The organism is Mesorhizobium sp. L2C084A000 (assembly GCF_000502875.1).
GTDB lineage: Bacteria > Pseudomonadota > Alphaproteobacteria > Rhizobiales > Rhizobiaceae > Mesorhizobium.
In genome coordinates this window covers 588,479-610,615 of sequence record NZ_AYWX01000001.1, presented here as the reverse complement: position 1 = coordinate 610,615, position 22,137 = coordinate 588,479, and the positions used below count along the sequence as shown (strand labels likewise).

The window sequence follows — 22,137 nt, the reverse complement described above, 5'->3', positions numbered from 1 at the left end:
GGGGAGAAGAGGTTTGCGCCGGCGGTGACAATCTCCTCTCCCTCGGGGAGAGGTCAGCCGAGCGAAGCGGAGGCTGGGTGAGGGGGCTGGCGCCGCTCTGTGCTTACTCCGCCGCGAGCCTGTCCGCCGTGCCGTAGGTCGCCTCATAGAGCGCGCGCTGGCGGCTGAGCGCGACCATGGTGTTGCGCAGCAGGATGGCGACCGTGATCGGGCCGACGCCGCCCGGCACCGGGGTGATCCAGGAGGCGACCTCGCGGACGCTCTCGGTGTCGACGTCGCCGACGATGCGGCTTGAGCCGTCGGGGCCGATTTCGGAATTGATGCCGATGTCGATGACGGCCGCACCCGGCTTGACCATGTCGGCCTTGATCAGCCGCGGCTTGCCGACGGCGACGAACAGCGCATCGGCACGTCGCGCATGGGCGGCGACCGACCGCGTCATGTGGTGGCACACGGTCACCGTCGCGCCTTCGCTCATCAACAGGAAGGCGATCGGCTTGCCGACGATTTCCGAATGGCCGACGATGACGACTTCCAGCCCCTTGAGGTCGGGGCCGGTTTCCTTGAGCAGTTCGACCGAGGCCGCCGCCGTGCAAGGCGCGAGATCGAGCTGGTTGTAGACGATGTTGCCGATCGAGGCCGGATGCATGCCTTCGACATCCTTGAGCGGATGCACCGCCGCCTGCAGCGTCCTGATCGGGATATGCACTGGGACCGGCCGCTGAATGATGATGCCGGTGACGCGCGGATCGGCATTCAGGCCGTGAATGGCCGCTTCCAACTCGCCTGCCGTGATGGTGGCGGGAAAGCGCCGTTCCTCGAAATCGATGCCGGCGAGCTCAGCCTTGGCGCGCTGGTTGCGTACATAAACATCCACCGCATCGGTGTCGCCGACGGTGATCGAGATCAGCTTGGGCGGAAAACCCTCGGCTTTGGCGATCGCGGCGTCCTCGCGAACGGCGGCGATGATGCGCTGGGCGACCGGGCCGCCCTTGAGATAACGGCTGTCTTCGGACAGGAGCATGGGTGAACTCTTTTGTGGAACTAGCCACCGAGATAGCAAAAGAATGCGGTAAAGGGCAGCATGAAAGCGAACCGCTATGCCCGTTGCGCGACGCGTGGGTGACCTTTGCCCTCGATTTCTGCTCAAAAACGGAAAGGGCAGCGCGGTTTCCCGTGCTGCCCTTCCTGACCGGCCGCATCCCCATACGGCCCGTCCCCCGTTGTCCCTAACCGGCTCGAAAAGCGGACTGCTTTGCCGGCCAAGTGATTCGCAAGACCTACTATATCACCTCGACCGTGGTTCCGACATTGACCCGTTCATAGAGGTCGACGACGTCCTCGTTGCGCATGCGGATGCAGCCCGATGACACCGCACCGCCGATCGTCCACGGCTGGTTGGTGCCGTGGATGCGGTACTCGGTCGTGCCGAGGTAGAGCGCGCGGGCGCCAAGCGGGTTCTCCGTGCCGCCGGCAAGATAGGTCGGCAAATAGCGGCCCTTGGCGGCTTCACGCTTGATCATCTGCGCCGGCGGGCGCCAGTCCGGCCATTCGCGCTTGTTGGTGATCTTGTGCGTACCCGACCATTCGAAGCCCGGCTTGCCGGTGCCGACGCCATAGCGCCTTGCCTTGCCGTTCTTCTCGACCAGGAAGAGGAAATTCTGCGTGGTGTCGATGACGATCGTGCCCGGCTTCTGGCCTCCGTCATAGTCGACTTCCTGCGGCAGGTAGATCGGGTTGATCTGAGGACGCGCGACCATGCGCTTGGCCGGCGGCTGCACCGCCGCCGTCTGCACCCGGTCGGGCTGCGCCGGGCGCAGGCGCCGCTGTTGCTGGACGACCTGGCGGTTCTGGCGCACGATGCCGGGTGCCTGGCCAAGCTGCAGCACCCAGGGTGCGGAAAGGTCGGGGCTCACCATCACCGGCGGCCTGTCGGCATAGCGGTCGCCGGCGGTTGAGGGTGTGACGCCGGCGGCAAACACAGCCACGGCGCCGAGCACGGGAAACAGAACTGTCTTCATCGTAACGCACCTTGATCGTCTGATACAAAACGGGTGGAAACGTCCTCCCGGTTCGGCGATCATTGGCGCGCAAGCAGCAACCGAAACATGAATCGGAATGCGTAAAATGCGGAACTGTCGGTAAACCTTTTGGTGTGGTTACCGCCGGGTTCAGGAATCTGGTAAAGCCGCAGTAAATGCCGCGCAAAAGCGCGTTAACGAACGGATTTTGGCTTATGGACAAGGAAAACACCGGACTGCTCGCCGGTCCCGATGGTGTCGCGCGCTGCTTCTGGCACGGCAATCTGCCCGACTATCTGCACTACCACGATCATGAATGGGGCCGGCCTGTGGCCGACGACCGCAGGCTGTTCGAAAAGATCTGCCTCGAAGGCTTTCAGTCTGGCCTGTCGTGGCTGACCATTCTGCGCAAGCGGGAGAATTTTCGCGAAGCCTTCGCCAATTTCGAATTCGACAAGGTCGCCGCCTTCACCGACAAGGATGTCGAGCGCCTGCTCGGCAATGCCGGCATCATCCGCCATCGCGGCAAGATCGTCTCGACCATCAACAACGCCAAGCGCGCCCGCGAAATGGCCGACGAGTTCGGCTCGCTGGCCGCCTGGTTCTGGAAGTTCGAACCCGGCAAGGAGGAGCGGCCGCAGATCGTCGATCTCGCCCATCTGCGCGCCAACCCGACCACGGCGGTCTCGGTGCGGATTTCGAAGGAGTTGAAGAAACGCGGCTGGAGCTTCGTGGGGCCGACCACTGTCTACGCCTTCATGCAGGCGATGGGCCTGGTCAACGACCATCTCGAGGGCTGCATCTGCCGCAAAGAGGTCGAGAAGCAGCGGAAGGCGTTCAAAAGGCCGAAGTAGCCCCTCTACTTCCGGTAAAGCGAGTAATTTCAGGTGCCGTTGGCGCTGGCCAGCACCAGGCCGGCGACGATCGCCACCACCGTGGCCACGGTCGGATAGATCACCAGCAGGCCGGTCATCAACGCGTCGCGCATGGATGGGCCTTTGCCGGTGTCGGCCGGCACTTCGAACGGGCCGGCAGCCTGGCTGACCATTTTCGGAGCGTGGATGTCGGCCGGGCGCAAGCGCGCGGGCAATTCGCCGGCTTCGCCATCAATAGCGTAAAATCTTGCTGTGCTGACCATGGCCCCGAGCCCTCATTTACCCCGCCTTATCGGCGACGATTGTGTCGGCACGATGCCGCACCCGTGTCGGGATTGTTTCATTTTCGATGCGGTTTTGTTTCACGGAGGTTCGAGCGTGGTGCTGGGTGCCGACCCTTGCCGCTCCCGGCTGCATCAGTTAGGAAACGCGCGCTGCCGAATAGGAAATTTCCTATCCCGCAACGCCACGAAACACCGGATGCTCACTCATGGCCGACAAATCGGAAAAGACGAAAGCGCGGCTGCCGCGCGGTTTTGCCGACCGCAGCGCCGAGGATATCCGCGCCGTCGAGAAGATGATGGCGACGATCCGCTCGGTCTATGAGCTTTACGGTTTCGAACCGGCAGACCAGCCGCTGATCGAATACACCGACGCGCTCGGAAAATTCCTGCCCGACCAGGACCGGCCGAACGAAGGCGTGTTCTCCTTCCAGGATGACGACGACCAGTGGCTGTCGCTGCGCTATGACCTGACCGCGCCGACGGCCCGTTTCGTCGCCGAGAATTACGAGCGCCTGCCCAAGCCTTACCGCAGCTATCGCTCCGGCTGGGTGTTCCGCAACGAGAAGCCAGGCCCCGGCCGCTTCCGCCAGTTCATGCAGTTCGACGCCGACACGATCGGTACGCCGGGCGTNGGCGAGGAGAATGCCGGACGAAGGCTGACGGTGCTGCGCGCGATCGACAAACTGGACAAGCTCGGGCCGGAAGGCGTGAAGCTTTTGCTTGGCCCGGGCCGCTGGGACGGTGGCAAGGAAGGCGAAGGCGACTTCGCCAAGGGCGCCGGGTTGAATAACGGGCAGGCCGAGGCAGTCCTTCTCGCGACAGCGAGGAATGCACAGGTAGGCCAGGATTCCATGGTCAGTTCGAATGCCATCTACCAGGAAGGCGTCGGCGAACTCGCCACGATTGAAGCGCTGGTCAGGGCGGCAGGATATGGCGAGGACCGTATCGCCATGGACCGCTCGGTCGTGCGCGGCCTCGAATACTACACCGGCCCTGTCTTCGAAGCCGAGCTGCTGGCCGAAATCCCCAACGAGGACGGCCAGATCGTGCGCTTCGGCTCGGTCGGTGGCGGCGGTCGCTATGATGGTCTGGTTTCGCGCTTTCGCGGCGAGCCGGTGCCGGCGACCGGCTTTTCCATTGGCGTCTCCAGGCTGATGACGGCGCTGAAGAACCTCGGCAAGCTCGACGCCTCGGATGTGATCGCACCTGTCGTCGTGCTGGTGATGGACAAGGACACCGACAGTCTCGGCCGCTACCAGAAGATGGTGGCGAGCCTGCGCGCCGCTGGCATCCGGTCCGAAATGTATCTCGGCGGCGCCGGCATGAAGGCGCAGCTCAAATATGCCGACCGGCGCGGCTGCCCGGTCGCGATCATCCAGGGCGGCGACGAGCGCGCCAAGGGCGAACTGCAGATCAAGGACCTGATCGAAGGCGCCCGCATGTCGGCCGAAATCACAGACAATGCCGAATGGCGCGCCGTCCGCCCGGCGCAGGTGACGGTGGCGGAGGGCGAGCTGGTCTCCGAGGTTAGGAAGATCCTGGGGGCGCAGGCTGCTGATCGCGCGAAAGGTGGCGCTTGAACACCCCCCTCTGGCCTGCCGGCCATCTCCCCCGCAAGGGGGGAGATTGGATGTCACGTGGGCTTTCGCCAATCTCCAGCGTTGAAGAAGAGGCGCTGAGCCTCAAGCTGCCGATCTCCCTCCTTGCGGGGGAGATGGCCGGCAGGCCAGAGGGGGGTGCCTCGCGCCCATCCGCTCCATGACCTCCCGCACCCCCGCCATCTCCACCGACATCACCAACCTCTTCGCCACCCGCAACACGCATGCGGTCGAAGTCGCCATATTGCAGCCGGCCGACCCGTTCCTTGACATGGCCGGCGAGGATCTACGCCGCCGTATCTTCCTGACCGAAAGCGAAACCGGGCAGACATTGTGCCTGCGGCCGGAATTCACCATTCCGGTCTGCCTCGACCACATAAGCTCGCAGGCCGGCACGCCGCGACGCTATTCTTACCTGGGCGAGGTGTTTCGCCAGCGCCGCGAAGGCGGCAACGAGTTCTTCCAGGCCGGCATCGAGGATCTTGGCGACCGCGATACCGCTGGAGCCGATGCCCGCTCGGTGGCCGATGCGCATGCGCTGCTGTCGCTGGTGCTGCCTGGCCAGGCATTGGCGATCACGCTCGGCGATCAGACTATTTTCGAGGCGGTTCTGGCTGCCCTTGGCTTGCCGCGCGGCTGGCGCATGCGCCTTGCCCGTGCGTTCGGCTCGGCGCCGATGCTTGAGGCGGCTCTCGCCGATCTCGCCAACCCGCCGCGCAACAGCCAGCTCTCCGGCCCGGTCGCGGCCCTTGTGCTAGACGGTGATCTGGACGGTCTTTCCGCCCATATCGCCAGCGGCATGGAAGAGGCGGGCCTGTCGGCGTCCGCCGGGCGCGCGCCGTCCGACATTGCCCGGCGGCTGATCGAGAAAGCCGAATTGCGCAGCGTTCGGCTGTCGAGCGAGGCCTTTTCCGCGCTGAAGGATTTTCTGGCGATCGACGTTCCGCTTGATGGCGCAACCCAGGCGCTGGAGTCCTTCGCCACCGGCGCCGGGCTGTCGCTCGATGTCGCGCTGGAAAAGTTCGCTGCCCGCGCCAAGGCGATCGAAACGTATGGCTTGCCGGCCGATAAAATCCGCTACGACGCCGCCTTCGGCCGCCCGCTCGATTACTACACCGGTCTTGTTTTCGAAATCGCGGCCGACAATGGCGACCGGCCGCTGGTCGGCGGCGGCCGCTATGACCGGCTGCTGACCCTGCTTGGCGCGAAGACGCCTATCCCCGGCGTAGGCTTTTCGGTCTGGCTCGATCGCATCGAGGCACTGCGGGAGACGGCGCCATGATCACGCTGGCGATCCCGTCGAAAGGCCGCCTGAAAGAACAGGCGCTGGACGTGCTGGCCAAAGCCGGCCTCGCCGTCAGCCTGCCAGGCGACGAGCGCAAGTACCACGCCCGCGTCGAGGGTCTGGATGATGTCGAAGTGGTGTTCCTGTCGGCTTCCGAAATATCAGGCGAGATCGGCCAGGGCGCCGTCGATCTCGGCATCACCGGCGAGGACCTGGTGCGTGAAAACCTCGCCGACTGGGAGGCGCGCGCCGAAATCGTCGCCCGTCTCGGCTTCGGCAATGCCGATGTCGTGGTGGCTGTGCCGGATATCTGGCTCGATGTCGACACCATGGCCGATCTCGACGACGTCGCCGCCGATTTTCGCCAGCGCCATGGCCGGCGGCTGCGCATCGCCACCAAATACTGGCGGCTGACCCAGCAATTCTTCTCGCAGAAGCACGGCATCCAGGTTTATCGTATCGTCGAGAGCCTAGGGGCTACCGAAGGCGCGCCGGCGGCCGGTCTGGCCGATGTCATCGTCGACATCACGACCACCGGCTCGACGCTGCGCGCCAATCATCTCAAAGTGCTGGGCGATGGCCTTGTCCTGCGCTCGCAGGCCTGTCTGGTGGCGTCGAAGAAGACACGGGCGGCGGCTGATGAGGCGCTCTTGCGCGACATTGCCGCGAAGATGGCGGCTGCGGCCGGATAGCGGCGGGGCCCACTACCCTTAGGGCCCCGACCCAGCTTAAGAACCCTGACGGCCGCCCAGCGGTGTCGGTAGCGTTTGCGCCGAGGTTTTCATGTTGATAGGAATTTTTTCTTGACCCGTGAGGGCAGCTATGCTACATTTTTGCCCATGGTGCTGATTTGCGCCAGCGACCCGCCGCCCAGGCGGGTTTTTGCGTTTTGGGGCTTCGTCAACCAACGCGAAGCTCCGAAGCATCGTTGACCTGCCACGACGATCGGCGGGTTTTCACCACCCCCTCAGGCTGATAGGTTCGGCCAATGCATGTCGCCCAAAAGTGATCTCGGTTTTGGGAGAACGACATGCCTAAAAACAAGGACCTAAAGCGCGTCGCATGATTCCGTTTCAGCGCGACACGCTTTAGTCCCGGGAGGAGAGAGCGATGCCGGTCAATCTCGACGAGCTGAAGAATGCCAGCAATTTGCGCGGACGCGGCGCGCGTGCTGGCGGTGTCTTCGTCGCACCCGTCGACAACAGGGCGCATGTCTCTGGCGAACGCAGCGTGCCGCTGCTCGACAAGACCATCCCCGCGCTGTTTTCCGACACCGTCAGCAAATACGGCACGCTCGACGCCGCCGTCTTCGTCGACCAGGACAAGCGCTTCACTTGGAGCGAACTGTCGGACACGGTCGATGCGCTGGCCGCCGGTTTCCTCGCACTTGGCCTGGAAAAGGGCGATCGCGTCGGCATCTGGTCGCCCAACCGCTGGGAATGGCTGGTGACGCAGTTCGCCACCGCCCGCATCGGCCTGATCCTGGTCAACATCAACCCGGCCTATCGGTTGACCGAGCTCGACTATGCGCTGAACAAGGTCGGCTGCAAGGCGCTGGTCACCGCGGCCAAATTCAAGACCTCAGATTATCTCGGCATGATCGAGACGCTGGCGCCGGAGATCGCCAAGGCCACGCCGGGCAAGCTCAAGGCGCAGAAACTGCCGGCGCTGAAGATCGTCATCCGCATGGGCGACGAGAATTCGCCCGGCATGTTCAATTTCGGCGACGTGCTGGCCATGGCCGGGCGTGACGAGCATGACAGCCTCGACCGCATCTCGGAGAAGCTGAAGCCGGGCGAGGCCATCAACATCCAGTTCACCTCAGGCACCACGGGAGCCCCCAAGGGCGCGACGCTGACCCACGGCAACATCGTCAACAACGGCAATTTCGTCACTTCGGCGATCAAGCTGACCGCCGACGACCGGCTGTGCATTCCGGTGCCGCTCTATCACTGCTTCGGCATGTCGATGGGCACGATGGGTTGCGTCTCGAAAGGCGCGACCATGGTTTTCCCAGGAGAAGGGTTCGACGCCGGCGCCACGCTGAAGGCGGTGGCTCAGGAACGCTGCACCGGGCTTTATGGCGTGCCGACCATGTTCGTCGCCCTGCTGGATCATCCGGATTTTTCCGCCTTCGATCTCTCCAGCCTGCGCACCGGCATCATGGCCGGCTCGCCATGCCCGATCGAGGTGATGAAGAAGGTGGTGTCGCTGATGCATATGGAACAGGTGACCATCGCCTACGGCATGACCGAGACCAGCCCGGTCTCGTTCCAGAGCGGCGTCGACGACCCCTTGGAAAAGCGCGTCTCGACCGTCGGGCGCATCCACCCCCATGTCGAGGTCAAGGCGGTCGATGCCGATGGCGCCACCGTTGCGGTCGGCGTACCGGGCGAGCTTTGCACGCGCGGCTATTCGGTGATGAAGGGTTATTGGGACGACGAGGAGAAGACCCGCGAGGCGATCGACAGCGACGGCTGGATGCACACCGGCGACCTCGCCACCCTCGACGCCGAGGGCTATTGCAACATCGTCGGCCGGGTCAAGGACATGGTCATCCGCGGCGGCGAAAACGTCTACCCGCGCGAGGTCGAGGAATTCCTCTACCGACACCCCAAGGTCAAGGAGGTGCAGGTGTTCGGCATTCCCGACGCCAAATATGGCGAGGAGCTGTGCGCCTGGATCGTGCTCAAGCCCGGCCAGATCGCCACCGAGCAGGAGGTCAAGAACTTCTGCGCCGGCCAGATCGCCCATTACAAGATCCCCCGCCACATACGCTTCCGCACCGAATTGCCGATGACGGTGACCGGCAAGCCGCAGAAGTTCCTGATGCGCGAGGCGATGGTGGAGGAACTGGGGCTGGTGACGCAGAAGACGGCGTGAGCGAAGGCGGCGCTTCGATTTGTCCGCGGCGCTGGGTGCGTTCAGGTCGCGATCCTGCTGCATCATTTGGAGCGCGTTGTTTGTGAGGGGGAGAACGCCGGCCGTCGGGCCTGCCCGATATTATCTAAGGTGCTCCACTCCACATGGTTTTTCGGCAAGGTTCGCAGAAGCGACAGGGGCTCGAATGAGTGGTTTCAAACGATCGGTGGTTTCTTATGCGATGCCCTTGGCCGCCTTGGTGATGGCTGTTGCAGTCAGGGCAGGCGGGCTGTCGGCGGACGAAGGTTCGCTGAGCGCCAGGATACTCGTCGGAGCGCTTTCGAGTGCGATCATGTTCACCACCATTTTCGTGGTGCTCGACCACGCCGAGTCGGTGGCCCGGCGTGTAGGAGAGCCCTACGGCACATTGGTGCTGACTTTTGCCGTGACGGCAATCGAGGTGTCGATCATCGTTTCCATGATGCTGCATGGAGAGAACAACCCTACGCTTGCACGTGAGTCCGTCTTTTCAACGGTGATGATTGCATCCACCGGCGTCGTCGGCACGTGTCTTGCGCTTGGCGGCTGGCGTCATCGCAAGCAGGCAATTGTTCGACAAGGGACCAGCGCATATTTGGCGGTTCTGATCGCGCTGACCATCATGACGCTTATTCTGCCGACCTACACACAAGCTACGGGGCCGGGCACATTTTCGGCAGCTCAACTTGGCTTTGTGAGCGTGCTTTCGGTGCTGCTTTATGCAAGTTTTGTGTTCGCGCAGACTGTCCGCCACCGAGAAGACTTTGTCGAAGGGCAGGCCCGCGGCGTTGCGCTGCGGACCGCCCCTCACGAAAGCGTCTTTGCCGGCGCATTGCTGCTCTTGATCGGGCTGATTGGCATTGTCATGCTCGCCGAGCAGGTCGCCGCAAGTGTTGAAAATACGCTCGTTGCCTATCAGGTGACACAGGCTGACAGCATTGTGGGGGCATTGATCGCCGGGCTGGTTTTGATGCCAGAGGCCATTTCGGCGGTTCGCGCTTCACTCAACAATGAGCTGCAACGCGGTTTGAATGTCGCGATGGGTTCCGCTTGCGCCACAATTGGTTTGACAATACCGGCGGTCGCAGCCGCCAGCCTGCTGACGGGAAGAGGGTTAACCCTGGGGCTTCCAGCGACTGACACAGTGCTTTTGATTTTAGCGCTGTTCATATGCAACGTAAGTTTTAGTACTGAAAGAACAACATTCTTGACGGGTGCGGTCCATATAGTGGTATTTCTTACATATTTATTTCTTATATTTGTACCGTGAAAATTTTGGTCCAGGCAGGCAATTGGATGCGGCGATGAGACGGCCGCCGGTCGTCAACGGACTGCTTGGGTTCTTCAGTCTGGAAGCCGACAGGAACTGCAGACGACCGCCCTTTGCCTGAGATGGCGTTTCCGCTTCCGCGCCGAATTGCCGAGGACGTGACCGGCAAGCCGCAGAAGTTCTTGATGCGCGAGGCGATGGTCGAGGAACTGGGGCTGCTGGCGCAGAGACGGCTTGAGGGCTGGCTCGCGCTGCGGCTGGGCAACGACCGGCGTCGACTGCGAACCCCGATGGCATCCAACACCGGTGGGCCGTCCACGTTGACATTGAGCCAGCTTCAATTGATAGCAATCTCGATGTTTCTCGAGATGCCGTGCTTTTGGGTGAGCAGCCAAGGTGCCGCTACACTACTCGGTTGATTGCGGGCTAAGGCGGGAGAGTAGTCCGTGAATCGAGAAACGCAGGCCATCCGATGCGAAGACGAGATCAGGAGGCTCTCCAAACAGGCTGGTCAGGGCGGCGCGCATATAGCGTGTGCCGTATCCTACTCGCGAGGGCTGAACGACCGGCGGTCCTCCCGATTCTGTCCATCTCAGCGCCAGAACTGGTTCCGAACTCGAAGCGATCTTCCATTCCAAATCTATCCTTCCTTCGGGATAGGACAATCCGCCATATTTGATCGCATTCGTTGCAAGCTCGTGGAGCGAGAGAGCGAGCGTCGTGCCGGCCTCGCGCGAAAGCAACACCTCGGGCCCCTGAATCGTAATGCCGTGTTGTCCGCTGGAAATGTACGGCGCGAGGACCGAATTCACGATATCTGTCAAAGGTACGGCCTCGCCGCCGGCCGCAAATACAGCGGAATGAACATCCGCCAAGGCTCTCAAGCGGCCCTTGAAGTCTTCGGACAGGCTGGCTGCCGAGGTTGCGCCGCGCCGTGTCATGTCAAAGATTGATACGACTGTTGCGAGGATGTTTTTTACCCGATGATTGAGTTCGAGGCGCAGCTCGGTTTCCCGCTCAAGGTAATCGCGTACGTCGCGCTGGCGGGCTCTGGTGAGGAGTGCCGACTGTATCCCGCTGATCAGTTCCAACGCGGCCACGGGACGTTGGTAAAAAATCTGGCGTGAACGTGGCCAGGCAGCGTTCAGGGCGGCCTGGACGCGCACTTGGGGCGCCGCGCGGTCGAGTAGGATCACGATGGGTATTTCCGACCAGTTCGGCTGATGCTGAAGGAAACTGGCAACAGTTGCGATGGCCGTGGGGTCCAAGGCTTCATGCGTAACGACCAGCACCCCGGGAGATAACGCAAGCAGGTTGTTCAAATCCGCGGGGTCGGCCGCTTGAGCCCGAACACCGCGCTCTTGCAGGAGGGAGGTTGTGTAAGCAGCGTCCTTGCGGTAGGGCGCCAAAATGAGCACCCAATCGAGCGTTCCCAGACCGTTGGAATCGGTGCCGCTCACGTCTCAGGCAGAGGATTGTAGGCAACGACCGAAACCCCGGAGCTTGCAATGAAGAGTTCCCGGACATCGAGGTCGTGCGGACCGTGGCGCTTTTTGACGACTGTAATGTTGCGCCTCAACCGGCCCTCGTGCTCGGCCATACGAAGTAGAAGCACGGTATCCCCGAGAAAGCTGACATCGACGTCAATCCCGACATTCTGCCCGAGCAATCCATGCTGCGCGACGATGAGCATTGTCAGCACGTCCGCACGCGCGAGATGTTTCAGGAGAGATTGGATGTCGAGCACCGCCTTTTCGCGGTGGGGAAGTGAATTCAGATAGCCCGTGAAGCTGTCAATCACCACCACACGTGTATTGTTGCGGCTGACGACTTGCTGCACGATCTGGCCGAACTCGCCTGGCGAGATTTCGTTCGGGCTAAAATCGTAGATGACCAGTTGGCCATCCTTGTGGAACTGCCGCAGGTCCATCCCGAGCCCTTCGGAGCGGCGAAAGAAGGTCTCCAACCGCTCCTCGAACAGGAAGAGGGCAACGCTCTCGCCTCGCTTGAGAGAAGCCGTCGCGTAAAGAGACGACATAGTTGACTTGCCGGTTCCGGACTGACCGATAACCAGTGTTATTGTTCCTGACTCCTGACCGCCGCCAAACATCTCGTCGAGAGCCTCGACTCCCGATTTGATCAGTTGCGGCTTGGTCACCTCGGGAGGCGAGCCCGGCACAATCCTTGGAAACACAACGACGCCTTCACCCTCGCGAATGGCCATGTCATGATAACCGTCGGCATAAGGCACGCCACGCATCTTGCTGACTTCGATCCGCCGGCGCACCGCACCATAGTCCTCGAGCGATTTATCAAGGCGGATGACGCCGTGGGCGATGCCCTCGATTTCCTCGCCATTGTGATCGCCGCCACTGGTTTGGGTATCGAGCAAAACAGCCACAATGCCCCGCCTGGCCAGGAAGGCTTTGAAGCCGATCAGTTCCCGCCTAAACCTTGGCGTATCGCCGGTGATCAGCCGGATTTCGAGCAAGGAGTCGTACACCAGTCTGTGTGGTTTGTATTCTTCGATCGCGCGTTCGATCGCCTTACGCGTCTCATCCAAGCGAAGGTCGGCGGTCTGGAAAATCGTCTGATCGGCTGCGCCACTCACGGCTTCGGAGGCCGAAAGCTCTTCGACGCGAATTCCATCGAGCGTCCAGCCGTGTGAAGAGGCAATCGCCTGCAGTTCGGAAGCGGTTTGCGAAAGGCTGACGTAGATGCAGCGTTCACCGGCCGCCACGCCGGCACGCAGAAACTGCAAGGCTGCCGTGGTTTTGCCTGCGCCGGGATCGCCCTGCACGATATAAAAGTTCGAAGCGGGCAGACCACCACGAAGAATTTCGTCCAAGCCGGCGATACCGGAACTTACAACGGGCTGCTTTTTTCGCTCGGCCATTCCGCCCCTAGTCTCCACCAGAAACTGTCAGCCCGTCATTGGGCATCAATAATGTAGAACGGTTGCACCGCTTGGCCACCTGGCCCAGGGAAACATCGATTTTCTGGAGCTAATTCTAGTAATCGGCGCGCTGCTGGGAGGCAAGTAAATCTCCTTGAAATGGCGGACGAAGTTGGGATGCACACTGGTGCGAGGTCCACCACATGTCCGTCGGCACCAGTTCATTTGATTTAGCGTGGAACCATAAGGGGCCGGCGGCGGTTTTCTCCCGTTGCAGCGAAGTAAATGGATGGGGGAATGATTCAAGGGACCGTCAATCCAGCCGATGAGGATCGCTACCGCGTTCTCGTCCAGGCCGTTACCAATTACGCGATCTACATGCTGGATCCTTCCGGGATCGTGACGAGCTGGAACGCGGGCGCCGAGCGATTCAAAGGCTATGCTTCCCGCGAGATCATTGGCCAGCATTTTTCCCGGTTTTACACACCGGAGGATCGGGACTCCGGCCTGCCCGCGCGTGCTCTGGAGACAGCAGCCCGTGAGGGCAAGTTCGAGAGCGAAGGCTGGCAGGTCCGAAGCGACGGGAATCGTTTCTGGGCTCACATTGTGATCGATCCCATCCGCGATCCAGGCGGCAACCTGGCCGGCTTTGCCAAAGTCAGCCGTGATCTGACCGAACAAAAGAAAGCGGAGGAGGAACTCCGCAAAAGCCAGGAGCAGTTCCAACGTCTGGTCCAAGGCGTCACGGACTACGCGATCTATATGCTCGATCCACAAGGGATAATTACGAGCTGGAACTCAGGCGCCGAGCGTATCAAAGGCTATTCGGCGAACGAAATCATCGGGAAGCATTTTTCCCAATTCTATACGCCCGAGGATCGCGAGCGAGGCGGTCCGCAAAGCGCGCTGGAGACCGCCGCGCGTGAGGGTCGAGTTGAGCGGGAAGGTTTGCGCATCCGCAAGGATGGCACCGCGTTCTGGTCCCACGTGGTCATCGACTCGATACGGCACGACAATGGCGAGCTTCTGGGTTTTGCGAAGATTACCCGCGACATCACAGAGCGGAAGAAGGCGCAGGAGTCACTGGATCAGGCACGTGAGGCCCTTTTTCATTCACAGAAAATGGATGCGATCGGCAAGCTGACGGGCGGCGTGGCTCACGACTTCAACAATCTGCTGATGGCGGTTTTGGGCAGTCTTGAACTCCTTCGCAAACGGCTGCCCGACGATCCACAGCTGTTGCGTCTCCTCGACAATGCCGTGCTCGGTGCGCAACGGGGTGCCTCGTTGACGCAGCGCATGCTGGCTTTTGCGCGGCGACAGCAACTCGATCCAAGACCCGTTGACATAATTAGCTTGATACAGGGAATGAAGGAGTTGCTAGAGCGATCGCTAGGCTCAAGGGCGAGTATACAGACAAAATTTCCCCTTTCCCTCAATCAGGTCATGATTGATGAGAGCCAAATCGAACTCGCATTGCTGAATCTATGCGTTAACGCCAGGGATGCCATGCCTGACGGGGGAACGATCTTGATTTCCGCCCGGCAGGAACGGATTGGTGAAAGGCATGGCGCTGGCTTGGCGCCAGGCGAATATGTCTGCCTTTCAATAATGGACAGTGGCGAAGGAATGGACGAGGATACGCTTGCCCGCGCGACAGAACCGTTCTTCACCACAAAAGGAGTTGGCAAAGGGACGGGACTGGGTCTGTCGATGGTGCACGGGATGACGGAACAGATGGGCGGGCGCCTGGTTCTCATCAGCCACAAGGGAGCAGGCACGACTGCGGAAATGTGGCTGCCAGTGGCTGCCGCGACATCAGACCGCGCGCGGGAGCAGGAGCCCCTCAGCCCGAAAACCGCCGAGGCTGCCTCTCTCCGGATTCTGGCAGTGGATGACGACGTTCTAGTGCTGTTGAACACCGCTGCGATGCTTGAGGATCTTGGGCATGCCGTTACCGAGGCGCATTCGGCCGCAGCAGCCCTTGACCTGCTGGAGGAGCAGCCGTTCGACCTCGTCATAACGGACCATGCGATGCCAAAGATGACAGGCCTGCAGCTATCGGACGCAATGAAAACCAAGTGGCCGAAAATCCCCGTCATTATAGCGACGGGCTATGCCGAACTACCGGGCGCTCGCGAGATGAACGTTCTCAGCAAGCCGTTCACGGAAAAAGAACTGGCGTGCTCGATAGCTTGTGTTAGTCGTATTTAGGTCGCCCGCCCACCGAACCTCAGCGAGCCTCGACCTTCCTTCGCGACAGTCATTTGTCGCGTTGACAACAATGCGCTTGGCGTTTCGTCCCGCCCTTTTTTAGCAGTGTCACGTTGAGAGCACCGTTCTTACGCGCGCACGCACCTGCAGCCTACTGTCTGCGGTGTCGGCTCTCAGGCATTTGGCAACACTAACCTCAACGACCGAGATGGGGCGCAAAGCTCCCATCTAAGGCCGCGCCTATCCAAGCCGTGATTGGGGAGGCCTGGCGGGTCTATCGTGCCAATCACTCAGGCGCGGGCCATGGCCCGCGCCTTCGTATTCAACCCTCCAAAGCTCAATCCTTCTCAAACACCCGCGCCTTCGCAACCACGCCGGCGATGGCGCCGCCGATCAGCGGTGCAACGATGAACAGCCAGAGCTGGCCGATCGCGGCAGTTCCCGAAAACAGCGCCGGGCCGATCGAGCGGGCCGGGTTGAGCGACGTTCCGGTCACCGGGATGATGGCGAAGTGCAATCCTGCCAGCGTCAGGCCGATGACCAGTCCGGCGAACGCCGTCGAGTGCTTTTCAGCCGTGACGCCAAGGATCACGGTGACGAAGGTGAAGGTGCCGATCACTTCCCACAGAAATGCCGAGCTGACGCCCCATTTCGTCACATCCCAGCCATTGGCGCCGAAGCCGGTCGTGTGTCCGCCAACCTGGCCGGAAACGATGATCCACAACGCCAGCGAAGCAAGGACGCCGCCGATGACCTGCGCGATCCAGTAGGGGATGACGTCTTTGGCCGGCAGCCGGCCGGCAAGGAAGACGCCGAGCGTCACCGCCGGATTGAGATGCGCGCCCGAAATCGGGCCGATCGCATAGGCCGCCGCGATGAGGCCGATGCCGAACGCCAGACCGATGCCTTCCTGGCCGAGCGGCAGCGCGCCACCGAAGCCGCCCGTCACCACAGAAGCCGTACCGATGAACACCAATAGAAATGTGCCTAGAACTTCCGCCAGATAAGTCTTCATTGCCCTCTCCTCAGGTCGATCCGCCGGTCCACCTTTTGCGCGCCGCGAATCACAACCGGAAGAGTATTCGCAACCAGAAAAGTTGGAAAGCAGAGCGGTTGTGCAGGCCGACCTGCTTGTGCGCGCCGGTTGCGCGCTCTAGAGCAGGGCCGGAATAATTTTCTGCGTGACGGAACAAGACCATGCGATTGGGCGGACGGCTGGCTGCGGCCATCGAAGTGCTGGAAGACATCGGCCGGCGCCACCGGCCGGTGGCGGACGCGCTGAAGGATTGGGGCCTGTCGCATCGCTTCGCCGGCGGCGGCGACCGTGCGGCGATCGGCAACATCGTCTATGACGCCTTGCGCCACAAGCGTTCCGCCGGCTGGCTGCTGGGGCAGGACACGCCGCGCGCCATCGGCTTCGGCGCGCTGCTGCTCGAATGGGGCCAGACGGCACAATCGCTCAACGAGGCGCTTGATGGCGACAAGTTCGCACCGCCGCTGCTGACCGCCGCCGAGCTTCAGGCCATCGCCGACCATCGGCTCGGCGACGCGCCGGACGCGGTGCGGGCGGATGTTCCCGACTGGTGCGCGCCGCTTTTCGAGCGAGCCTTTGGGCCCACCTGGGCCGACGAGGGCGCGGCGCTGGCAACGCGCCCGCCGCTCGACCTCAGGGTCAACACCTTGCAGGCCAATCGCGACAAGGTGCTGGCCGAACTGACGGGAACCGGCGCGAAACCCTCGGCAATCGCGCCACACGGCATCCGCATCCCGCCGATCGACGGCGACGGCCGGCACCCGAACGTGCAGGCCGAGCCGGCTTTCCAGAAGGGCTGGTTCGAGGTCCAGGACGAAGGCTCGCAGATCGCGGCCGCCCTTGCCGGGGCCGAAGCCGGCATGCAGGTGCTGGATTTCTGCGCCGGCGCCGGCGGCAAGACGCTGGCACTGTCGGCTTCGATGGAAAATCGTGGCCAGATCTTTGCCCACGATGCCGAGAAGGCGCGGCTGGCGCCGATCTTCGACCGCATCCGTCGTTCGGAAAACCGCAATGTGCAGGTGGTCACCAAGCCCACGGAACTCGCGCCGCTCGGCAATCACATGGACATCGTGCTGGTCGACGCCCCCTGCACCGGCAGCGGCACCTGGCGCCGCCGTCCCGATGCCAAATGGCGGCTGACGCAAAGACAGCTCGATGCCCGCAAGGGCGAGCAGTCGGCGATCCTCGATGCGGCCAAAGCCTATGTCAAACCGGGCGGCCTGCTGGTCTACATCACCTGCTCGGTGTTTGATGAGGAAAATGGCGAGCAGATCGCGGCCTTTCGGGACCGTAACAGCGGTTATGTTCCCGTCGACCACCGCAAGCTCTGGGACAGCCGTTTTCCCGGCCATGAGGCAGCCGCACGCATCGGCGCCAAAGGCGACATCTCGCTGTCGCCGGCGCTCAGCGGCACCGATGGGTTTTATCTCTGTGCGTTACGCAGATCGGCCTGAATCCAATTCCTGACGGATGCGCGGCGCCGGCCGGCATGCCAGGTCGATTGTGCAGTGCAGCAAAAGCATTTGCCTGCCGTCCATGCCTCTGCAATAAGCTATCCGCGTAAAGGAAGCAGCGGCAATGGCAGCAAAGATCGTACCCGCCCCGGACTATGAGGATCGCGTCAGGACATCCTTCGCGCGCCAGAAGGCGATGGCCACGATCGGCGCCGAACTGACGCTGGTGACGCCCGGCATCATCGAGATCGAGATGCCCTATTCGGCGGCACTCACCCAGCAGCATGGCTTCCTCCATGCCGGCGTCATTTCGACGGCGCTGGACTCGGCCTGCGGCTATGCCGCCTTTTCGCTGATGCCGGAAAATTCCGGCGTGCTGACCATCGAGTTCAAGGTCAACCTCCTGGCGCCGGGCAGGGGCGAGCGCTTCCTGTTCCGCGGCTCGGTGACCAAGCCGGGCCGCACCATCATCGTCGCCGACGGCCAGGCCTACGCCTTTGCCGCCGACGGCGAGGCCAAGCTGATCGCCACCATGACCGGCACCATGATGACCGTGGTCGGGCGTGATGGCATAGAAGGGTGAGTGGCCGGTTCGCCGCAGGCGAATCCATTGTGCCGGTGGCACGATGGAAGGCCACGAACGCCGGGAGCTGCCGGAGGCAGCGGGTCCCGGCGAGCGGCGGTGCAGATAAGCAGATGATCCGGCGGAGAGGAGCAAATCATCATGACCGGTAAAGTGTCGCGCCTGTCGGGCAAGGACGTCCTCTTCGTCATGGCGGCGCAGGCCGAATACGGCCCGCACCTCAAGCAACTGTTCACGCCGTTGATGACCGGTGTCGGTCCCGTCGAGGCCGGCGTCAGGCTGGGTGCGGAACTCTCCTGGCTGAAATCGCAAAAGGCACTGCCGGATCTCGTTGTTTCGCTCGGCTCAGCCGGCAGTCGGACGCTGGAGCAGACGGAGATCTACCAGGCGGTTTCGGTCAGCTACCGTGACATCGACGCTTCGCCGCTCGGTTTCGAAAAGGGTGCGACACCCTTCCTCGACCTGCCGGTAACCGTGCCATTGCCCTTCAAGATACCGGAGATCAGGCAGGCGACCCTGTCGACCGGCGCAGCGATCATCACCGGCGCGGCCTATGATGCTGTTAGCGCCGACATGGTCGACATGGAGACCTTCGCTTGCCTGCGTGCCTGCCAGCTGTTCGACATCCCGCTGATCGGGCTGCGCGGCATTTCCGACGGCGCGGCTGATCTCAGGCACGTCGGCGACTGGACCGAATATCTTGAAGTCATCGACGAGAAGCTGGCGGACGCCGTCATGCGGCTCGAACGGGCGATCGGCGACGGCGCCCTTCGGACGGAACCATCCCATGAAGATGCCAGACCAGCCTGAAAGTCGGGCTACGCAACCCATTGCGCCGACTCGTTTCTTTCTCTAAACGCTCGCCATGAAAACAGCCAATCATCCCGACACCGTCCTGATTGTCGATTTCGGCAGCCAGTTCACCCAGCTCATCGCCCGCCGCATCCGCGAGGCCGGCGTGTTTTCCGAGATCGTGCCGTTCCAGTCGGCCGAAGCGGCATTCAAGCGCATCAATCCGAAGGCCGTCATTCTGTCCGGCGGTCCGGCTTCGACCGGCGATATCGGCAGCCCGCGCGCGCCGCAGATCGTCTTCGATTCCGGCGTGCCGGTGCTTGGCATCTGTTACGGCCAGATGGCCATGTGCGTGCAGATGGGCGGCGTTGCCGAAAGCTCCGATCATCGCGAGTTCGGCCGCGCCTTCGTCGAGATCCAAAAGGACAGCCCGCTGTTCGAGGGCCTGTGGGCACCCGGCCAGCGCCACCAGGTGTGGATGAGCCATGGCGACCGCGTCATCTCCTTGCCCAAGGGCTTCGAAGTGTTCGGCAAGTCGGAAGGCTCGCCCTTCGCCATCTTCGGCAACATCGAGCGCAAGATGTACGGCATCATGTTCCATCCCGAGGTGGTGCATACGCCCGACGGCGCCCGGCTGCTCAGGAATTTCGTCCACAACATCGCCGGCATCGAGGGCGACTGGACCATGCGCGCCTACCGCGAGCACGCGGTCGAGACGATCCGCAAGCAGGTCGGCAAGGGCAAGGTCATCTGCGCGCTGTCGGGCGGCGTCGATTCATCCGTTGCGGCGCTGTTGATCCACGAAGCGGTCGGCGACCAGCTGACCTGCATCCTTGTCGACCACGGCCTGATGCGCAAGGACGAGGCCGCGGGCGTGGTGGCGATGTTCCGCGAACACTACAATTTGCCGCTCATTCTGGTGAACGCGTCGGACCGTTTCATCGACGCTCTCGAGGGCGAGTCGGACCCGGAGAAAAAACGCAAGACCATCGGCCGGCTGTTCATCGAGGTGTTCGAGGAAGAGGCCAAGAAACTCGGCGGCGCCGAATTCCTGGCGCAGGGCACGCTCTATCCCGACGTCATTGAAAGTGTCTCCTTCACCGGCGGCCCGTCGGTGACGATCAAGTCGCACCACAATGTCGGCGGCCTGCCCGCGCGCATGAACATGCAGCTTGTCGAGCCGCTGCGCGAGCTGTTCAAGGATGAGGTCAGGGCGCTGGGCAAGGAGCTTGGCCTGCCCGAAAGCTTCATCGGCCGGCACCCGTTTCCAGGCCCGGGTCTTGCCATCCGTTGCCCCGGCGGCATCACCCGCGAAAAGCTGGAGATCCTGCGCGAGGCCGACGCCATCTATCTCGACGAGATCCGCAAGGCCGGCCTCTACGACGCCATCTGGCAGGCCTTCGCCGTGCTGTTGCCGGTGCAGACGGTCGGCGTGATGGGCGATGGCCGCACCTACGAGTTCGTCTGCGCGCTGCGTGCCGTCACCTCGGTCGACGGCATGACGGCGGATTTCTACCACTACGACATGGCCTTCCTCGGCGCCGCCGCCACCCGCATCATCAACGAAGTCCGCGGCATCAACCGCGTCGTCTACGACGTGACGTCGAAGCCGCCGGGAACAATCGAGTGGGAGTAGGAGTTAGCGTAGTCTGGAATGCTCCGGCGTAGTTTTTCGCAGAAAAAGCAACGATTTGCGGTTTATCTCATTCACTATCGACGCTGCATCAGCCGCACGTCCTACCGTCAGCGCAAGTCCGCATTTGTGAGATTGGGCGCCGGTGTGTCTTGAGATCGCCTCATTGGCTGACCGCAATCAGAATTCTAGGCGATGCCGCCCAAAAGTTCCTCCGCCCTGGAAACAGCGGCCGCCTGATGTGGCTGCAAGGGTTGGCCGGCATAGCTTTCGAAGACCGGCAGGAACGGGTCGTCGATATGCGTCCTGATGCCGGACAGTTGCTCCATCACCGCCAGGCCGCAATAGGGAACGTAGGAGGCCGAATAGCCGCCCTCATGCGACATCATCAGGCGCCCGCCGCAGAGGTCGTCCGCCGCCTGCATCAGCATCCGCGTCATGTCGCGGTAGCTACCGCTATGCAGCATCATGCGCCCCAGCGGATCGGCCGCCGAGGCGTCGAAGCCCGACGGCACGACGATGAGATCAGGCTTGTAGCGATTGAGCGCCGGTAGCACGACGCGTTCGAAGACGGACATGTAAGCGCCGTGGCCGCAGCCGGCCGGCAGCGGTACATTGATGTTGTAGCCTTCGCCCTTGCCCTCGCCGCGTTCCTTGTGAAGACCGCTGTCATCCGGATAAAGACCGTCCTGATGGATCGAGATGGTCAGCACCGACGGGTCCGAATAGAAGGCGGACTGGGTGCCGTTGCCGTGATGAACATCCCAGTCGACGCTGGCGACCCGCTCGAAGCCATGTTTGGCCCGGTTCTTCAGGATAGCGACCGGAACGTTGCCGAACAGGCAAAAGCCCATGCCTTGCCCGCGCTCGGCATGATGGCCGGGCGGTCGTACCAGGGCATAGCCATTGTCGGCATCGCCGCTCAACACCGCATCCATCACCGCTGCCGTGCCGCCAGCGGCCAGACAGGCGATTTCGTAGCTGCCATGGCCGAAGGGGGTGAGATAGCTCGCATCGCCGCCGCGCCCATCACTGAGCAGCTTGATACGGCTGATGTAGTCGCGGTCGTGAAACAGGGCGAGGTCATCCTCGCTCACCGCGACGGAGGCGATCTTATACAGTTTCTCGGTCAGGCCTGAAACCTCCATCAGATTGCGGAATCGGCGTTTCGTGTCGGCATTCTCCGCATGCTCGCCCGGCTCGATGGTCAGGCTCGGCTGAAAGAACTGCGCGGCATTGCCGGTCTCGTGCCAGAGATAGAGTTCGTGGAAATTCCAGCCTGTCGTCATGTTTTGTTT

Annotated in this window: 19 protein-coding genes; 12 read left to right on the top strand and 7 right to left on the bottom strand. The window is 62.2% G+C overall.

Features of this window, described 5'->3' with window-relative positions; all coding sequences use genetic code 11:
- Window positions 1–103: 103 nt before the first annotated feature.
- Together X735_RS162785 and X735_RS162790 are read right to left on the bottom strand one after the other, a co-directional pair.
- Window positions 104–1,024 carry a bifunctional 5,10-methylenetetrahydrofolate dehydrogenase/5,10-methenyltetrahydrofolate cyclohydrolase gene (locus tag X735_RS162785; protein WP_023809024.1) on the bottom strand — a complete coding sequence of 307 codons (921 nt, stop codon included), beginning with the start codon at window positions 1,022–1,024 and terminating at the stop codon, window positions 104–106.
- Between the two features lie 259 nt (window positions 1,025–1,283).
- Window positions 1,284–2,021: a L,D-transpeptidase gene (locus X735_RS162790; protein WP_023809023.1), complete on the bottom strand. Its 738-nt coding sequence runs from the start codon at window positions 2,019–2,021 to the stop codon at window positions 1,284–1,286.
- A 215-nt stretch (window positions 2,022–2,236) separates the two neighbouring features.
- Here X735_RS162790 and X735_RS162795 point away from each other — a divergent pair, with 215 nt between their 5' ends.
- Window positions 2,237–2,875, top strand: coding sequence for a DNA-3-methyladenine glycosylase I (locus X735_RS162795; RefSeq protein ID WP_023809022.1), 639 nt, complete (start codon window positions 2,237–2,239; stop codon window positions 2,873–2,875).
- Between the two features lie 29 nt (window positions 2,876–2,904).
- Here X735_RS162795 and X735_RS162800 read toward each other — a convergent pair whose 3' ends face one another.
- Window positions 2,905–3,159, bottom strand: a complete 255-nt coding sequence (locus X735_RS162800; RefSeq protein WP_023809021.1) for a hypothetical protein — start codon at window positions 3,157–3,159, stop codon at window positions 2,905–2,907.
- 227 nt (window positions 3,160–3,386) lie between these two features.
- On the opposite strand from X735_RS162800, the gene X735_RS162805 reads away from it, so the two are divergent.
- The 6 genes from X735_RS162805 (at window position 3,387) to X735_RS162830 (ending at window position 10,653) form a co-directional block, all read left to right on the top strand.
- Window positions 3,387–4,760, top strand: a complete 1,374-nt coding sequence (locus tag X735_RS162805; RefSeq protein ID WP_023809020.1) for a HisS family protein — start codon at window positions 3,387–3,389, stop codon at window positions 4,758–4,760.
- Window positions 4,761–4,938: 178 nt separating this feature from the next.
- Window positions 4,939–6,060: an ATP phosphoribosyltransferase regulatory subunit gene (locus X735_RS162810; protein ID WP_023809019.1), complete on the top strand. Its 1,122-nt coding sequence runs from the start codon at window positions 4,939–4,941 to the stop codon at window positions 6,058–6,060.
- Window positions 6,057–6,755 (top strand): ATP phosphoribosyltransferase, encoded by a 699-nt coding sequence (gene hisG / locus X735_RS162815; RefSeq protein WP_023809018.1) that lies wholly within the window; start codon window positions 6,057–6,059, stop codon window positions 6,753–6,755. The genes X735_RS162810 and hisG overlap by 4 nt, the downstream gene beginning before the upstream one ends.
- Before the next feature lie 418 nt (window positions 6,756–7,173).
- The gene (locus X735_RS162820) at window positions 7,174–8,946 is read left to right on the top strand and encodes an AMP-binding protein (RefSeq protein WP_023809017.1); all 1,773 of its coding nucleotides are present in this window, start codon (window positions 7,174–7,176) and stop codon (window positions 8,944–8,946) included.
- Window positions 8,947–9,130: 184 nt separating this feature from the next.
- A complete protein-coding gene (locus tag X735_RS162825) occupies window positions 9,131–10,234 on the top strand; it encodes a calcium:proton antiporter (protein WP_023809016.1) in 1,104 nt (367 codons plus the stop codon).
- Between the two features lie 113 nt (window positions 10,235–10,347).
- Window positions 10,348–10,653, top strand: coding sequence for a hypothetical protein (locus tag X735_RS162830; protein WP_155930537.1), 306 nt, complete (start codon window positions 10,348–10,350; stop codon window positions 10,651–10,653).
- Here X735_RS162830 and X735_RS162835 read toward each other — a convergent pair.
- Complete coding sequence (locus X735_RS162835) at window positions 10,642–11,694, bottom strand: sensor histidine kinase (protein WP_023809014.1); 1,053 nt, start codon at window positions 11,692–11,694, stop codon at window positions 10,642–10,644. The two genes, X735_RS162830 and X735_RS162835, sit on opposite strands and share 12 nt — an antisense overlap.
- Window positions 11,691–13,130: an ATPase domain-containing protein gene (locus tag X735_RS162840; RefSeq protein ID WP_023809013.1), complete on the bottom strand. Its 1,440-nt coding sequence runs from the start codon at window positions 13,128–13,130 to the stop codon at window positions 11,691–11,693. Before X735_RS162840 ends, X735_RS162835 begins: the two co-directional genes overlap by 4 nt.
- A gap of 297 nt (window positions 13,131–13,427) precedes the next feature.
- Between X735_RS162840 and X735_RS162845 the strand changes: the two genes are divergently transcribed.
- Window positions 13,428–15,344 (top strand): PAS domain-containing sensor histidine kinase, encoded by a 1,917-nt coding sequence (locus tag X735_RS162845; RefSeq protein WP_031212370.1) that lies wholly within the window; start codon window positions 13,428–13,430, stop codon window positions 15,342–15,344.
- A 337-nt stretch (window positions 15,345–15,681) separates the two neighbouring features.
- Here the strand turns inward: X735_RS162845 and X735_RS162850 are convergent, their stop codons facing one another.
- Window positions 15,682–16,359 carry an MIP family channel protein gene (locus X735_RS162850; RefSeq protein WP_023809011.1) on the bottom strand — a complete coding sequence of 226 codons (678 nt, stop codon included), beginning with the start codon at window positions 16,357–16,359 and terminating at the stop codon, window positions 15,682–15,684.
- Between the two features lie 182 nt (window positions 16,360–16,541).
- Between X735_RS162850 and X735_RS162855 the strand changes: the two genes are divergently transcribed.
- From X735_RS162855 to guaA, 4 genes are all read left to right on the top strand, one after another.
- A complete protein-coding gene (locus tag X735_RS162855; protein ID WP_023809010.1) occupies window positions 16,542–17,831 on the top strand; it encodes an RsmB/NOP family class I SAM-dependent RNA methyltransferase in 1,290 nt (429 codons plus the stop codon).
- Window positions 17,832–17,955: 124 nt separating this feature from the next.
- Window positions 17,956–18,414, top strand: a complete 459-nt coding sequence (locus X735_RS162860; RefSeq protein WP_013530371.1) for a PaaI family thioesterase — start codon at window positions 17,956–17,958, stop codon at window positions 18,412–18,414.
- A gap of 141 nt (window positions 18,415–18,555) precedes the next feature.
- Window positions 18,556–19,224 carry a 5'-methylthioadenosine/S-adenosylhomocysteine nucleosidase gene (locus X735_RS162865; protein WP_023809009.1) on the top strand — a complete coding sequence of 223 codons (669 nt, stop codon included), beginning with the start codon at window positions 18,556–18,558 and terminating at the stop codon, window positions 19,222–19,224.
- 55 nt (window positions 19,225–19,279) lie between these two features.
- Complete coding sequence (gene guaA / locus X735_RS162870) at window positions 19,280–20,842, top strand: glutamine-hydrolyzing GMP synthase (protein WP_023809008.1); 1,563 nt, start codon at window positions 19,280–19,282, stop codon at window positions 20,840–20,842.
- 185 nt (window positions 20,843–21,027) lie between these two features.
- Here the strand turns inward: guaA and X735_RS162875 are convergent, their stop codons facing one another.
- Entirely contained in the window at window positions 21,028–22,128 is a 1,101-nt protein-coding gene (locus X735_RS162875; RefSeq protein ID WP_023809007.1) for a class II histone deacetylase, read from the bottom strand.
- Between the last annotated feature and the right edge of the window lie 9 nt (window positions 22,129–22,137).

What these genes read in the sequence shown, in the direction of transcription:
- X735_RS162785 (WP_023809024.1), bottom strand. Translation starts at nt 1,024, where the DNA reads ATGCTCCTGTCCGAAGACAGCCGTTATCTCAAGGGCGGCCCGGTCGCC.
- X735_RS162790 (WP_023809023.1), bottom strand. Translation starts at nt 2,021, where the DNA reads ATGAAGACAGTTCTGTTTCCCGTGCTCGGCGCCGTGGCTGTGTTTGCC.
- X735_RS162795 (WP_023809022.1), top strand. Translation starts at nt 2,237, where the DNA reads ATGGACAAGGAAAACACCGGACTGCTCGCCGGTCCCGATGGTGTCGCG.
- X735_RS162800 (WP_023809021.1), bottom strand. Translation starts at nt 3,159, where the DNA reads ATGGTCAGCACAGCAAGATTTTACGCTATTGATGGCGAAGCCGGCGAA.
- X735_RS162810 (WP_023809019.1), top strand. Translation starts at nt 4,939, where the DNA reads ATGACCTCCCGCACCCCCGCCATCTCCACCGACATCACCAACCTCTTC.
- hisG (WP_023809018.1), top strand. Translation starts at nt 6,057, where the DNA reads ATGATCACGCTGGCGATCCCGTCGAAAGGCCGCCTGAAAGAACAGGCG.
- X735_RS162820 (WP_023809017.1), top strand. Translation starts at nt 7,174, where the DNA reads ATGCCGGTCAATCTCGACGAGCTGAAGAATGCCAGCAATTTGCGCGGA.
- X735_RS162825 (WP_023809016.1), top strand. Translation starts at nt 9,131, where the DNA reads ATGAGTGGTTTCAAACGATCGGTGGTTTCTTATGCGATGCCCTTGGCC.
- X735_RS162840 (WP_023809013.1), bottom strand. Translation starts at nt 13,130, where the DNA reads ATGGCCGAGCGAAAAAAGCAGCCCGTTGTAAGTTCCGGTATCGCCGGC.
- X735_RS162845 (WP_031212370.1), top strand. Translation starts at nt 13,428, where the DNA reads ATGATTCAAGGGACCGTCAATCCAGCCGATGAGGATCGCTACCGCGTT.
- X735_RS162850 (WP_023809011.1), bottom strand. Translation starts at nt 16,359, where the DNA reads ATGAAGACTTATCTGGCGGAAGTTCTAGGCACATTTCTATTGGTGTTC.
- X735_RS162855 (WP_023809010.1), top strand. Translation starts at nt 16,542, where the DNA reads ATGCGATTGGGCGGACGGCTGGCTGCGGCCATCGAAGTGCTGGAAGAC.
- X735_RS162860 (WP_013530371.1), top strand. Translation starts at nt 17,956, where the DNA reads ATGGCAGCAAAGATCGTACCCGCCCCGGACTATGAGGATCGCGTCAGG.
- X735_RS162865 (WP_023809009.1), top strand. Translation starts at nt 18,556, where the DNA reads ATGACCGGTAAAGTGTCGCGCCTGTCGGGCAAGGACGTCCTCTTCGTC.
- guaA (WP_023809008.1), top strand. Translation starts at nt 19,280, where the DNA reads ATGAAAACAGCCAATCATCCCGACACCGTCCTGATTGTCGATTTCGGC.
- X735_RS162875 (WP_023809007.1), bottom strand. Translation starts at nt 22,128, where the DNA reads ATGACGACAGGCTGGAATTTCCACGAACTCTATCTCTGGCACGAGACC.